We start from the raw sequence: 14,504 nt of genomic DNA, 5'->3' as shown, positions 1-14,504 counted from the left end.
GTTGTTCGTCAGTATCCACAGACTGCCGGTGCTACCGGTAGTCAGCTCAGGGTGCGCGTGCTGCCCTTAAAACTGCGCAACCGCAGGCTGTTGGTCACGACGAACACCGACGAGAACGCCATTGCTGCGCCCGCAATGAGCGGGTTGAGCAGGCCGAGCATGGCGATCGGCAGGGCAGCGACGTTGTAGGCGAAGGCCCAAAAGAGGTTGCCGCGAATCGTGCCCAGGGTGCGCTTGGCAAGCCGAACGGCGTCGGCCACGACCAGCAGGTCACCGCTCACGACGGTGATGTCGCTGGCGGCAATGGCCGCATCCGTTCCGCCACCCATGGCAATGCCGAGGTCGGCTGCGGCAAGCGCGGCCGAGTCGTTCACTCCGTCACCGACCATCGCAACAACGCGACCTTCAGCTTGCAAGCTGCGGATGACGTCGAGCTTTCCCTGTGGCGTGATGCCCGAGTGCACGTCGGTGATGCCCACAACGGAGGCGACGGATGCCGCAGCGCCGGCATTGTCGCCGGTGAGGAGCACGGGGCGCAGGCCGAGCCGCACGAACTCGGCGATGGCGTCCGCACTGCTCGCCTTGACGGTGTCGCCGACAACCAGCACGCCGCGCGCCTGACCTTGCCATGCGATGACCATCGCGGTGGATCCGGCGGCTTCAGCGTTCTCGACTAACGCGAGCGCAGCATCCGACACTGTCTGGTTGTGGTCGGCGGTGAGCCAGGCAGGCTTACCGACGAGCACGACGGTGCCATCGATGGTGGCCTGAACTCCGCTGCCAGCGTGGGCAGCGAATTCGGTGACGGCGGGCAGATCGAGGGTGCGTTGTTCTGCTGCGGAAACAACGGCACGGCCGACTGGATGCTCCGAGCCGGCCTCAACGGCGGCGGCCCGAGCTAGTACGAGCTCTTCGTTTTCGCCCGCAAGCACCTCGATGCTGCTGAGGCGCATTTCGCCGGTCGTGACGGTGCCGGTCTTGTCGAGCACGATCGTGTCAACGGAGCGGGTGCGTTCGAGCACCTGAGGGCCGCTGATGAGAATGCCGAGCTGCGAGCCTCGACCCGTTCCCACGAGAAGCGCAGTGGGGGTGGCGAGTCCGAGCGCACAGGGGCACGCGATGACGAGGGTGGTGACGGCGGCCGTGAACGCGAGTTCGATGGGGCCACCGGCGATCAGCCAACCGACAAATGCGACCACGGCGAGAACGAGCACAACGGGAACGAAGATCGCCGAAACGCGATCGGCGAGACGTTGGATGTCGGCTTTGCCGGTTTGCGCTTCTTCGACGAGGCGACCGAGGCGTGCCAGTTCGGTGTCGCTGCCAATGCGGGTGACTTCGACGACGAGTCGTCCGCCGACGTTGAGAGTGGCGCCAGTGACGCGGCTGTCTGGTCCAACTTCCACGGGCACTGATTCGCCCGTGAGCATGCTTTCGTCGACGGCCGAATTGCCTTCAATAACAAGTCCGTCGCTGGCAATTTTTTCGCCGGGACGCACGACAACACGATCGCCAACGATGAGGGACGAGACAGCGATGCGCTGTTCAGAGGTTCCGCGCAGAACGGTGGCATCCTTCGCGCCGAGCTCGAGCAGGGCGCGAAGTGCGGCACCTGACTCGCGGCTGGCGCGCGCTTCGATGTACTTACCGAGCAGGATAAAGACGGTCACGGCGGCAGCGACCTCGAGATAGATTTCGCCCGAGCCGCCATCCGGATTGCCGAACAACGTCATGGTCATGTGCATCCCCGCTTCGCCAGCGGTGCCGAAGAACAGCGCGTAAAGCGACCAACCGAAGGCGGCCGTGACGCCCAAGCTGATGAGGGTGTCCATCGTGGCAGCACCATGGCGCGCGTTCGTAGCGGCGGCACGGTGGAACGGCCACGCACCCCACACCACGACGGGAGCCGTGAGGGTGAGAGCAAGCCACTGCCAGTTCGTGAACTGCAGCACCGGGATCATCGACATCAACACAACGGGCACGGCCAGCGCTGTCGAGATCAGCAGGCGGCGCAACAATTGCGAAGCCCAATCACCATCGCCGCTCTTGGGGCTCGCGTCGTCGTTCTCGTCACGTTCGCGAATTGGGGTTGGGATGACAGCGCTATACCCGGCAGCCTTCACCGCCTGCAAGAACTGCTCAGGGTCGGCACCCTCGGGGGCGCGAACACGAGCCTTCTCGGTGGCGTAATTGACCGTTGCCTCGACGCCGGGAAGTTTGTTGAGCTTGCGCTCGATGCGGCCAGCGCACGACGCGCAGGTCATTCCGGTGATGTCGAGTTCGACATCCAGGAGGTTGATGTTGCCGGATGCGAGGGGTTCGGCGGTCATCAGAGGCTCTTGACGAGCGTGTAGCCGGCCTCCTCGATTGCGGCGTCAACGGTGGCGTCGTCGAGGGGAGCATCGGAGGTCACAGAGACGATCGATGGCAGGCCAGAGGTGAGGTCGACGGAGACGGCGGTGACGCCATCCACTTCACTGAGTTCTTCGGTGACGCTGCTGACACAGTGGCTGCAGGTCATGCCCTCGACTAGGTATTCGGCGGTGGTTGACATTAGTTTCTCCTTCGATTGCGGCGGGCGACGGGCATTTGGTGCGTGGCGCGGGCCGCGGGTAGTGCGGGGTGTGAGCTAGGAACGAACGAGGCGCGCGATCGCGGCACTCGCTTCGCGAAGCTTTTCGTCGGCGACAGGGCCACCTTCGCGGCTCGCTTCGGCGACACAGTGGCTGAGGTGGTCATCGAGCAGGGCCAGGGCAACGGACTCCAAGGCCTTCGTCGCGGCAGACACCTGAGTGAGCACATCGATGCAGTAGGTGTCTTCTTCGATCATGCGGTGGATGCCGCGAACTTGCCCTTCGGCGCGACGCAGGCGCTTGAGCAGCACTTCTTTGTTGTCGACGTAACCGACCATAGTATTCCCTCCAACCGGATACCCCTGAGGGGTATTCCCATTAGACGCTTCTGGAGCGCACAAGTCAAACGCCGGGCGGTCATTTCCCAGCAACGGCACTAATAGCGCGGCGTCGGGGCTGTGCTCGGGCGGCGCGATTGACCTAGGCGTTTGAGGTGTCGTTACTTTCAGAAAGGTTTCTTCGGCTCTTGGTCGTTGAGAGGTTTGCCGTTGAGCAAGATTCCGGAGGAGGATGCGTTGATGGTGGCCGGAGGGGCGGCAGGCGGCGTGTGATCGGGAGCAGCAACATCCAGAGCCGTTGCGTCGCGGGGCACTCGATTGTGGGGCTCTGCGTTGTGGGGCTCTGCCTGGTGAACCGCTGCGCCGCGATGGGCTGCCCCGAAACCTCGTGTTTCTTGGGATGCAGTTCGTGCTTCGATCGCTAGTCTCGAGTATTTGATGAGCAGGATGATGGTCATGAACGCAGCGATCGCGGCGGGAGCTATGAGGTCGACGGGGTGTTCGGTGAGGCGGTAGGTGACTCGTCCGGCGAATACGCTTCCGAAGAATCCGCCGTCGCCGCCGACCGCGGTAAAGGCGTGGTACACGGCGGAGAGGAAGCCGGCGATGACGGCCAGAACGGCGGCGATGGTGCCGATGAGGAGGGCGAAGGCGAAGCCTGCGCCGCGAACTACAGCGCGGTGCGATCCGGAAGCGAAGAGTGCGAACGCGACCATCAGTCCGATACCGCCGCCTGCGCCAGCAAAGTCCCACCCGAACTGACCGATTATGACGGCAATCGCAATGGTGATGGGGATCGCGAGCACTGAGGCGAGTGCTCCGAGCACAAAGTTGTAGGGCTTTGTTGGCGGGGCGACGGGCTGATCGGGCATGTCGGAGACGTTCGTTGGTGGTGCTGGCGGGTCAGTCTTTGACGGCACTCATCACGGTGTGGTGGTGCTGGCTAAGGCTGCTCGTGCTTTTCGGAACAGGATAACCGCGGCAATCACTGACACCACGGTGATGGGGATGATGATCTGGCCGGAGTCCTCGCTGAGCCGGGTTGTCAGGTAGGTGGCGAATGCGGGGCTCAGGATGCTTCCGGCACGCTCTTCGTAGATGAAGGAGAGGTAGAGGCTGTAGGGGTAGCTGATAAGGATGCCCACGATCATGGTGATGAGGCCGATTCCGCTGGGTACCAGAAAGTTGCGCCCCACGACGGGGGAGCGGCCGGAGCCGTAGGCAAAAAGGCTGAAGGCTATGGCGATGGCGAAAGGTGTTGTTGCGACGCCGGCGGCGGGAGAATTGAGCCCGAATGCTGCAACGAGGATGGCGGCGATCGGCACGGTCAGGAGTGAGAACAGTACTCCGCGGGTGTAGTTGTAGGGCCGTATTGGTCGGGGCAGGATGTTGCCGCCAATTTGTGCGCTGGTGGCTTTGGCTTGAGCTTCGGCCTCAAACATGCGCCCTTTTGCGGTCGCGTAGTTTCCGGGGCCGGGGTTTGTGTACATCTCTGACACGGTAATCACCTCTGCGGGTGCGGCGGGAATCTCTCACCGAGCACCTTTTCAATACTTCCCCAGAATAGCTAAGTATTTCTCCAAAGTCAGGTTGGGGTGAGAACTGCTGCTGACGGCAGGGTTCTTGCGCTTGAGCCAGCGTGTTGTGTTGTGTTGTGTTGGGCCGCGCGGTGCGGTGCCTAACCCCGGATGGCTTTGTAGATCATGTCGCGCAAGTCGTGCCATAGATGTTTCTTGGGCTGGCCTTGTTCGCCCAGTGGTGTGCCGTTGAGCAGGATGCCCGGTGACGAGGTGTTGATCGTCATGACGTGGTTGGCGAACCGGTTGGCGGAGTTCGCTGAATTCTTGGCGGATGATGTCAGTGCGGTTCGCGAAGTTTCTAGGTGGGTGGTGGCTGATGTTGCAACAGTGTTGGCTTTGGCCATGATGTTGTCGCGGTGAACAGCGAGAGCTTTGGCCGCATTCATGACGACGGCGAGTATGGCGAGGACGGCGGTGATGGTGAGGGGAACCGCAACCTCTTCTGGGCGAGTGGGGTAGGGGAGCTCGACGCGTCCGGCGAGTATGTTCTCGAGGATGCCGCTGGTGCCGCCGCCGGCAACGAAGGAACTGTAGGCGTCGGTGAGCAGTCCCGCGAGTGCTCCGAGGACTGTCGCGATGGCTCCAACGACGAGGGCGAACAGAAAGTCGCGGCCTCGACTGACGGGGCCACGTGAGCCTAGGGCGAAGAGTTGAAATGCGGCAAACATGCCAATCGCGGCGACGGCGGCCGCGACCCCAGTTCCCAGCAGGCCGATGATCGCTGCTGCGGCGATCGCGAGGGGTATTGCTAGCACTGAGAGGAACGCGCCGAGGGCGAAGTTGTGGGGTTTCACGGAGAAATCTGACACTGTGGCGACCTCCGATCGCACTAATTCCGCAGAGTTGCAACCACTTCAAGGATAGCGAATGTTGGCTCGCCAGCACGATTATTTATGTGCCGCGTTAGCCGGGAGCCCAGGCGGCGCTAGCCGCGGAGTGCTAGCGCGAACGGGAGTACGGCATCCGCCCCGGCTTCGCGGAGTGCTTTCGCGGCGATCGTAAGTGTCCAGCGCGAGTCGACGAGGTCATCGACGAGCAGGATGGGCCCGTTGGGTAGCTCGTTGCCGGATTCACCGCCGCCAGCCCATTCGAACTGTTGCCACACGCTGGCCAACCGGTAGGCACTATTGCCGCCGGGCTCACCCTGTGGTCCATCACCGGTGAGTGAGAGCGACCCGAGGTAGGGCAGCTTGCCGGCGCTGGAGAGCGCTTCGGCGACGGATGCCACGAGTTGTGGTCGGCGGCGTGACGGCATCGAGATGACGGCGACGGGTCGCTCATCCCAGCCCCAGTCGGCAAGTACGCGCACGCAGGCGGCAACGAGCGCGGGACTTGCTGGTGCGTCGGGGGTGCCGGGGGCGAAGAGGGTGCGCAGGGTGCCGCCCCAGCCGAGGTCGGTGAGGCGGGCGAGGGCACGGCCTTCGAGGGAGCGTTGGTCGGGGTTGATGCGTCCGCGCACGGGCACGCCGACTTTGTCGGCTCCGGTGGGCCATTGGGCGCGGGGTTCGATGGGGACGCCGACTTTGTCGAGGGTGGCGGTGGCGCGGCTGGTGGCATCCGTGGTGATGTCGGTGGGGTACCAGATGCCGGCGCAGTTGTCGCAGCGGCCGCAGGGGGTGGCGGTGTTGTCGTCGAGGGCGCGTTGCAGAAATTCCATGCGGCAGCCTTCGGTGCCGGCGGGGAGTTGTTCGTAGTCGAGCATGTTTTGTTGTTCGGCGCGGCGGGCGGCGGTGACTCCGGCGTAGCGTTCGGCGTCGTAGCTCCAGGGCTGGCCGGTGGCGGTCCAGCCGCCTTGCACGCGGGCGACGGCACCGTCGACATCCAACACTTTGAGCAGCAGTTCGAGGGGACTGCGGCGCAGGTTCACGCGCGCTTCGAGCGCGGGCGTGGAGACGGGCCCGGCGCCTGAGTCGGCGGCGGCAGTGAGCTCGGAGATCACGAGTTCGGCGTTGGCTTGGTCGGGCATGGATGAGGTGGCGAAGTATTCCCAGATGTCGCGGTCTTCGGGCCCGGGCATGAGCAGCACGTCGGCGTTGTCGGTGGCACGCCCGGCACGCCCGACCTGTTGGTAGTACGCGACGGGAGAAGAAGGAGCTCCGAGGTGGATGACGAAGCCGAGGTCGGGCTTGTCGAATCCCATGCCGAGGGCGCTGGTGGCAACGAGCGCTTTGACGGTGTTGTTCTTGAGCGCCTGTTCGGATTCTTCGCGTTCTTGCGGGTCGGTTTTGCCGGTGTAGGCGCGCACATCCATGCCGCTGTCGCGCAGCAGTCGCGCGGTGTCTTCGGCGGCCGAGACGGTGAGCGTGTAGATGATGCCGCTGCCGGGCAGTTCGGCGAGGTGGCTTAGCAGCCAGCCGAGGCGGGCGCGGGCATCCGGCAATTTCAGTACGCCCAGGCGCAGGGATGCTCGCGCGAGGGGTCCGCGGATGGTGACGACTTCGATGCCTGCCGTGGCGGTTGTGTCGGTGGCGCTCGCGGCGCTTACGGAGCTTTCGACGCCAGCGGTGCCGTCGGTACCGCCGCCTGCCCCGCCTTCGAGCTGCGCGGCGATGTCGGCGACGACTCGAGAGTTGGCGGTGGCGGTGGTGGCGAGCACGGGCACGCCGGTGGGCATGGTGGCGATGAGTTCGCGCAGGCGGCGGTAGTCAGGGCGAAAGTCGTGGCCCCAGTCGCTGATGCAGTGCGCTTCGTCGACGACGAGCATCCCGATGCGGTTGATCAGCGCGGGCAGTTGGTTGTCGCGAAAGCTGGGGTTGTTGAGGCGTTCGGGCGAGACGAGCAGCACATCAACTTCGTCGTTGGCGAGCTGCTGCTGAACCTCAGCCCACTCGTGGGGGTTGGTGGAGTTGATGGCGACGGCCCGAACTCCGGCGCGGGATGCCGCGGCAATCTGATCACGCATCAGCGCGAGCAGTGGCGACACGAGCACGGTAGGGCCCGCACCTCGCCGGCGCATGAGCAGGGTGGAAACGAAGTAGACGGCGGACTTTCCCCACCCGGTGCGCTGCACCACGAGCGCACGGCGGCGCCCATCGACGAGCGTCTCAATCGCCTCAGACTGCCCCTCATGAAAATCGGCAGTCTCATTGCCGACAAGTGTGCGAAGAACGGTCAAGGCCTCAGTGCGGGTATCTGTCACGTGGCTAGTGTGTCAGGGGGTGCTGACTTTTCATTGGTCGGTCGCTGCCGAGCAAGATTTTTTATCGGATACGTGCTCGTCAGACAGAACAAGGGACTGACGGTGGCTCCGGGTAACTTGTCCCTCACAGCGCGAATTCTGCAGCGACTTTGAGCCCCACCTGGACTCCTCGCGAGAGAACATATACTCTCGAAGCAGGGCCGGCACCAAAGATCCCCCACCAAACTTTTAAGAGGACCCTTGTACAACTATGTAGATCTCTTTTCCGGATGCGGCGGCCTTTCACTGGGCATCGAACGCTCCGGAGGAGAACTCCAACTTGCGGTCGAAAAATCCGACATGGCGGCTTACACCTTCTATGCGAACTTCATCGACGAATCGATTGAGGACGATTCTTGGAAGGCATACGTTAAGTCGTCGATCGAAAATCAAGTTCAGAACCGAGTCGCAGTTTCAGCGCTTCGCGACGTGCTCGACAACGAAGTTGCCATGGCCGGGCTCGCAAGCTCAGGAATTGACGTCGTCGTCGGTGGGCCGCCTTGCCAAGGATTCTCTCTGGCCGGACGCCGCAATCCAGACGATGTCCGGAATACGCTGCCGTGGGAGTACCTCGAGTTTGTAAAGCGCACAGCTCCCAAAATGGTGGTGATCGAAAATGTGGTCGGTATGAGCCACAAGTTCTCGCCTGATGAAGAAGCGCCTTTCGTTCAATTGCAGCAGGCTTTGCGTGAGACTGAGCCGGGTTACGAAGTTCAAGGCGTAGCCGTCAATGCTGTTCACTACGGCGCACCACAAAACCGTCCCCGGTTGATGATCATTGGAATGCGCTCAGATGTCGCACAGCAGCGGGGAATCAAGGCCACGGGGCGCCTCTGGAAGTCGGCATTTACCGACGACGAGAAGTTTGAGCCCGCGCCGGCTCTCGCGCCCAACCCGACTGTCTCGTCGAAAGAGTCGCCCACAATCGCAGATGCAATCGGTGATTTGCAGGACGTGCTTCCTGCGCCCAAGAGCCGTCGGTCCACGGCGTTCCACAAATCCACTTCTACGCGAACGCTCTGGGGCCTCCCCAAGTCGAAAGTTCGACGCGAGCATTTGCCTAACCAGTCGCCGCGCAAGCACAGCGAATCCACGACTCAACGATTCCGCCTTTACCAGTGGCTTCGAGACAATGGACTCCAACCGCGATTGCTGTCCCAGCTCTCCAGCGGGCCGGCGGAAGCCGCTTCGCATGTCAGATTGCAGTTAGCGGACGCAAAGTATCCAGCTATCGCCCCTGACGGCGCGCTTCTTGCAGACTCGGCAGAGTCGATGTTCGACCTGATGGTTGAGCTTAAGACGAAGAAGCATTCGCAGAAGGCACTGGACTGGTCCCAGCCCGCGCGCACCGTTGTCACTTTGCCGGACGATTACGTGCACCCTAGCGAGCCACGCATTTTCACTGTGCGTGAAATGGCACGTTTTCAAGGCTTCCCTGATGATTTCGAATTCCGCGGAAAAGAAACTACCGGATCACTCCGTCGTCGATTCGAAGTTCCGCAGTACTCGCAGGTGGGAAATGCTGTGTCGCCATTTCTCTCACTAGCGGTTGGAATGATGATCGCGGACGTGCTCTAGCGGGAAACGCGAGTTTTGCTCTTCTGTGCTCGTGCGCGGTAGGTTTCGTAGCAACCGATATATCGTCGCATGGAGAGGCAAAATAATGCGTGAGCTAACTCCTGAGGAACTAGATAATGCTGCATACCTCACTTCGTACGACGTTCCCTATGCTCTTGTCGAAATCACTGGCACCCAGCTAACGAAGTCATTTTGGACGCGACTGACTTGTTCCGCGAGTTCGTTGCTTCCTCTGGCATTCACGATTACGCCGCTCAGGCTTGGGGCATCGATAAGCGCATCATTTCGACGAGTCTCATCGGAGATCAGGGACGCCGCCTGGGCTCGAAAACTAGTCTGTACCGTGCAAATGGCAGAGGAGATCCTCGACTGTGGATCACTTCGCTGGCGTCCGTCGCGGCTCACGACCAGATCATCGCCGTGATTTGGTCCCGCGCTCAGTTTTGGGTGGTTAATCTTTCGTTGGGTCGATTGGCGGAACGCATGCTGGCAGAGCCCGCGCTAGCGGATGTGCTCGGAGACTTCGTATCGGAGAAGACTTCGAATGTACGGGAGCTGCTCTCCCTGTTGCGTGTGATTTCAGCGAAGGGCTTCATTCGAGCTCCAGTCGACGGTTCGACGGCTATTGGTCGACTCCTCGAATCTGAGCTCGGAATCGAGATGAATTCGCGTTCCCAACCGGACTTCAAAGGTATCGAGATCAAGTCTTCGCGTGCATCTAGGAACAGGACGAGTCTATTTGCAAAGACGCCCGCGTGGCCCGAGTCAAACTTCCATAGTTCGCGTGAGCTGCTCGATGCGTTCGGCTACGAGAGAGGGGATCGTAGAAAGCTCTACTGCCAGATCGACGGACATAAATCTAACTCGCAGGGGCTTCGGCTTGTCGTCCACGAAACGAAAGACTCGCTCTCTGTAGCCCACGAGCCATCTGTTGATGGGAACGTAGTCGTGTGGGATCTGGAAACGCTCCGCTACAAGCTATCTGAAAAACACGATGAGACTTTTTGGGTTGAGGCTAGTTCGAAAAAGATTGATGGCTGGGAGTACCTTCACTTCAAAACTGTTCAACACACGCGCAAACCGATCATCGCGCAGCTGGCGCCTTCGCTATCAAACGGCACCATTTCGCTTGATTTCACAATCTCGTCCAAAGGCTCGAAGGTTCATGACAAGGGCTATTTGTTCAAGCTGTTGCCGAAAAACCGTGACTTACTCTTCCCGCCCGCGGATAGTTATGACCTAACTGCAGGCGATTGACGTTCTGGCTGTCACGCTCGAAATAATGATGGGGCTAAGGGGCTCGCGTATTTGGAAAAGTTCCTAATCTGGACGAACAGAATTCTAGCTCCGTCGCCGAAACGGTGCCTAGATAATCCGAATCGCTTGTGCATGGGAGCTAGCCGCTTTCGCGCCGAAGGCGCTAGGGGCCGATGGAATATCGGAGTGGGGGAGAAACCGTCGGTGCCCCATAACTGGGGTTGTTTCTACGTTCATATGCGGCCGTAGGCTGGAGTCTTCATTAGAAATGAGCTGAAATCAAATGAATACACCGAGCGAATCCCTGCCCGCTGAGTCTCTTGACGGAGAAGGTGCTTTTAGTCAGACGCCGCACGGGTATATGAGCAGCGCGATTGCGGATCAGCGACCTCGCAGCAGAGAGGCAGCTGCTTTGCAGCTGACCGAGGCATTCGGAATAGAGGCGTTCGATGCTGCCACGATCGCTTCTGCGGCTGCCGATCTCGGCCAAATTCGAGAAGCCATACGAAGAGTCAGAACGCGCAGGTACGGGGCTATCGCCGTCAAATTCATCGAGCTGGATGTGGTCACTTGGCACATTCTGCCATCGCCCGAGAATGTTCGGTTTGAAGAGACTCGAGTTCGTGCTAATAATCCTGCGCCGCGGTACCAATCGATCGCGACGGAGATGCCAGTGTTGTTGTTAGATGTCGAGTCTGAAACTGAGTTTGTGACGCGCCTCGATTCAGAGGTAGAGGCGGTCTGGATCACAAATGACCACGCTAAGTCGATCCCATCTCGAGGTATAGAAAACCCGGGCCTTCTGTCCGTCGCCCGAATCGAAAGTCCTGAACACGGCACCGTCGGTTTCTTGGACGCAACTGACGGCTTTGGAAGGACAGTAGGGGCACACAAAGCTCTGGGCATAAGCTCCCGGGACGTGCTTTGGAAGTATTCTGACCCTGCGAAGGACCAGTCGCTACGCCAAGAGTTAGTCAAATTGCGCGTCAACCCGCACGACCCGAACGATCAAATTGGTTTGCACCTTTCGGACGAAGACCGGGCTCGCTTGCGAGGATCCGTAATGCTCAGAGCTCAAATCATTGTTGGGTTTTCTGATTTTCAGGAACAGACTGAGGCGGCGAACCTGACGTTCGATCAAGTTCGCAGAAAACTAGTTGGGCACATCCACATCGAACCGGCCAAGCCGTTTTCTTTGGGAACCCAATATGCGCTCAAGGCGACGGCGGCTATCGATGCTCTCGCAGCGTCTGACGACCTGCCTCCAATTCCTGAGTTTTCAGCAACTGAGGTAGCGACTGCTTTCGGGCTTAATTCAACGTTTGTCGCTTCATCCGAAACGACTTTGCAGGATGGACGCGCTGCGATCAGGCCGGATGAGGTCTTCCTGCTGGGGTTAGCCGCGCTGAGGTCGAGTACGGGGCGCAATGATCGTCGCGTCCGAATCACCAATGCGGCCGTGCGAGACTTGACCGGCCAGACACCCTCTCGTTCCGACCGCACGATGCTGGCGGCAGATCTCGCATTAAGACTAGGCGAGTTAGCATCAGGTACCCAGGCCGACGACCCATCCTTCGATTCTCGAAGGAGTGCGCTTGACAGAGCGATTCGACCCCGGTTCCTCGATAGCGTCCAACTCTCTAGAGAGCCGATCCAAGATCTATTGGCTCTGGCGCACCTAGAGCTGAGCGAGTCGAGGGACAGCCTTTCAGAGCAGAAGCCGCGACCTTTCGCGGCGGAGTTGTCCGCGTTGGCGCTATTCCATCTCTTAGGGACGCCCGGCCGGCGCTTACTTGAGCGCGCAACGAAGAAGGAAGCGGGAGGAGCCGGATATATCAGCGAGCCGAATGTGATCGTAGAGGCGCTAATTTCCTCTGAAGCAGGATTGACGCAGCTCGCTCAGGTAATTCTCGACGGCCGGGGCGCACGCCTACCTCAGAATGTGAAGGGCGCCTCCGACCCGGTGGACGCCGTGATCCAATCAGGTGAGTTGTTGGATGCCGCGGGGCTTCGGGCGGTAGCCGGAGACTCAAGCGACCCGGGGCCACTTCCCGAGAGCCCTCAATCCAGACTAAATTCGCAGATTTCAGTCTTTCGACAAGAGGTTAATAATCTGGTGGAGAGAGTCGACGTAATAGGGCAGATTTCGGTGACCAACGATGAGGGCTCGCCAGCGCTGATCGTGTCGCAAGGTGCGCCGCTAGCAGCCGAAGCTGGAGAACTTCAGAAGGTTGTTTACCGTGTCCAAGGTTGGGCGCAGTCTTTGGAAGATCAGATCACTCGAGCTCGCAAATTGGCGCTCGCATCCGACAACGAAGCGCTAGACGATCCGTTGTAGAGATGGTCTATAAATTCTCGCCGGAGCACTATTTCGCGGCGCATCGTGAAGGCGGTGAATGGGTTAGGAGCTACATCGAAGACCTAGTGCCCCCGCAATCCATAATTGCTGGAGAAAAGTGGGCCGGCGTAGATTCCGCTGTTTACATTGCGATCGACATTCGTCGAACGGTTTCGTACGTTGGCTCAGTTTGCCGAGTGGACCAACAAGGTCTCCGCGGTCGAATGCGGGAACACTTAACGACACCGCGGGGTCGTAGTTGGGTGCTTATTTCGATTATTCCTCTACGCCACGGGACCCCGTCATCTCAAGTCCGAATTATCGAAGGTCTCGTCGCCCGCATTCTCAACCCTCATTCATTGCTCAGGATGCCAGCAACGTAGCTTCTTGAGTCGTAGATTCCGATCGCTTCGTTGAGGCGGGGTGGCGTCGTGCGTAATAAGCAACTAGCTTCAGATCAAGGGTCGAAAATATCCCATCTAACCGAGACGCTACACGACGCCCGGTCTGCTTTCGAAGTCGGATGGAGCTGTCAACGTAGCCGAAGTTGGCATCTCGGCCGAAGGGTTCGCGTTCGCGAAGGTCTGTTGCCTCTAGGCGCTCGCCGCCTTCTCAATGAGTTTGGCCGCAGGGATATCAGCAGGCGCCCAGTCGAGCGAACTTAGTTCGGCGGGTGCGAGCCACCGCACCTCCGCGTGCTCGGTCAGCACCGGCGTTCCGGAGAGCAGCCCGCAGTAGAACGTGGTCAGCGCGACGATTCCGAAGTCGTATTCGTGAGTGGTCGTGGTGATCAGCTCGCCCACCGACACCTCACACTCAAGCTCTTCGGTGATCTCTCGCGCGAGCGCATCGCGAGGAGTCTCGCCGGCCTCGATCTTGCCGCCGGGAAACTCCCACATGCCGGGCAAAGCGCCACCCGGCCCACGTTGCGCGCACAGGATCAGACCATCGCCCACGATGACCGCGCCGACGACGTTGATCTGTTTCTTCACTGCTGATCCTTCTTGGCGGCTGATCGATTCCAGAGGCTCTTCTTCTCTGGCTGAGTCGCGAGCGGCTCGCCATTCAGCAGAATACCGGGGCTGCTGCGCGGAGTGGCGGAGGCGGGAGCGTTTGCCGGAGCGGCGGCGTCAGCATCCGGAACACCCGACCCATCCACAGTGTCAGCGGTGTGAACGTCGGCAGCTTCGCGACGAGCGGCCAGGGCACTGCGGCCCGCGCTCACCACCAGGATGATTGAGAACACGATCACGAGGAGCGCCGGGATTAGCGCCTCGAGAATGCTATTGCTGAGCTGGAGTTCGACCCGGCGGGCGAAGACGCTGCCGAACACACCGCCCTTGTCGCCGGCCGAAATGAAGGAGCGGTAGACGGCGGCGAGGTATCCGCTAATGAACCCGAGCGTCACAGCGATAGCGCCGATCAGAGTGCTCAGGGCGAAGCCGGCGCCGCTGATGGCTTTGCGGCGGGAACCGAACGTGAAGAGCGCGAAGACGGCGAGCATCCCGACCGCGGCGAAAGCTGAAGCGAATCCGAAGCCCAGCGACGCCAGCACCGTCGTCACTGCTACCGCCAGCGGGATCGCGAGCAACGCGAACGCGACTCCGCGACCAAAACTGTAGGGACGCGGGGCGGGGTCAAGAACCTCAGTCACAGCTGGGC

The 14,504-nt window shown here is 60.7% G+C and carries 12 protein-coding genes; 3 read left to right on the top strand and 9 right to left on the bottom strand.

The annotated features are described in order from the left end of the window. Positions 1-41: 41 nt before the first annotated feature. From ON14_RS06280 to ON14_RS06250, 7 genes are all read right to left on the bottom strand, one after another. Positions 42-2,330: a heavy metal translocating P-type ATPase gene (locus ON14_RS06280; RefSeq protein WP_010203925.1), complete on the bottom strand. Its 2,289-nt coding sequence runs from the start codon at positions 2,328-2,330 to the stop codon at positions 42-44. Beyond that, on the bottom strand, positions 2,330-2,554 hold the full coding sequence (locus ON14_RS06275; protein ID WP_010203923.1) for a heavy-metal-associated domain-containing protein: 225 nt from the start codon (positions 2,552-2,554) through the stop codon (positions 2,330-2,332). Before ON14_RS06275 ends, ON14_RS06280 begins: the two co-directional genes overlap by 1 nt. Before the next feature lie 75 nt (positions 2,555-2,629). Next, positions 2,630-2,911, bottom strand: a complete 282-nt coding sequence (locus tag ON14_RS06270) for a metal-sensitive transcriptional regulator (RefSeq protein WP_010203922.1) — start codon at positions 2,909-2,911, stop codon at positions 2,630-2,632. Between the two features lie 167 nt (positions 2,912-3,078). Beyond that, the gene (locus ON14_RS06265; RefSeq protein WP_010203921.1) at positions 3,079-3,783 is read right to left on the bottom strand and encodes a hypothetical protein; all 705 of its coding nucleotides are present in this window, start codon (positions 3,781-3,783) and stop codon (positions 3,079-3,081) included. Between the two features lie 51 nt (positions 3,784-3,834). Continuing rightward, entirely contained in the window at positions 3,835-4,401 is a 567-nt protein-coding gene (locus ON14_RS06260; RefSeq protein ID WP_010203920.1) for a hypothetical protein, read from the bottom strand. 188 nt (positions 4,402-4,589) lie between these two features. Further along, a complete protein-coding gene (locus tag ON14_RS06255) occupies positions 4,590-5,300 on the bottom strand; it encodes a hypothetical protein (protein ID WP_010203919.1) in 711 nt (236 codons plus the stop codon). Between the two features lie 116 nt (positions 5,301-5,416). Continuing rightward, positions 5,417-7,630, bottom strand: coding sequence for a RecQ family ATP-dependent DNA helicase (locus tag ON14_RS06250; protein WP_010203917.1), 2,214 nt, complete (start codon positions 7,628-7,630; stop codon positions 5,417-5,419). 240 nt (positions 7,631-7,870) lie between these two features. On the opposite strand from ON14_RS06250, the gene ON14_RS06245 reads away from it, so the two are divergent. The 3 genes from ON14_RS06245 to ON14_RS15650 all read left to right on the top strand — a co-directional run bounded on the left by ON14_RS06245 (position 7,871) and on the right by ON14_RS15650 (position 12,842). Continuing rightward, on the top strand, positions 7,871-9,247 hold the full coding sequence (locus tag ON14_RS06245) for a DNA cytosine methyltransferase (RefSeq protein WP_010203915.1): 1,377 nt from the start codon (positions 7,871-7,873) through the stop codon (positions 9,245-9,247). Between the two features lie 483 nt (positions 9,248-9,730). Next, the gene (locus ON14_RS06240) at positions 9,731-10,504 is read left to right on the top strand and encodes an MvaI/BcnI family restriction endonuclease (protein WP_141629959.1); all 774 of its coding nucleotides are present in this window, start codon (positions 9,731-9,733) and stop codon (positions 10,502-10,504) included. A gap of 1,063 nt (positions 10,505-11,567) precedes the next feature. Then, entirely contained in the window at positions 11,568-12,842 is a 1,275-nt protein-coding gene (locus tag ON14_RS15650; protein WP_141629958.1) for a hypothetical protein, read from the top strand. Between the two features lie 593 nt (positions 12,843-13,435). Here ON14_RS15650 and ON14_RS06230 read toward each other — a convergent pair. Then, the gene (locus tag ON14_RS06230) at positions 13,436-13,834 is read right to left on the bottom strand and encodes a (deoxy)nucleoside triphosphate pyrophosphohydrolase (protein WP_010203911.1); all 399 of its coding nucleotides are present in this window, start codon (positions 13,832-13,834) and stop codon (positions 13,436-13,438) included. Beyond that, a complete protein-coding gene (locus tag ON14_RS06225) occupies positions 13,831-14,496 on the bottom strand; it encodes a hypothetical protein (protein WP_010203910.1) in 666 nt (221 codons plus the stop codon). Before ON14_RS06225 ends, ON14_RS06230 begins: the two co-directional genes overlap by 4 nt. Positions 14,497-14,504 lie beyond the last annotated feature (8 nt).

This window comes from Salinibacterium sp. PAMC 21357, assembly GCF_000247645.1.
GTDB lineage: Bacteria > Actinomycetota > Actinomycetes > Actinomycetales > Microbacteriaceae > Rhodoglobus.
Note: the sequence above shows the minus strand (reverse complement) of the source record. Positions and strands in the feature narration are given on the sequence as shown.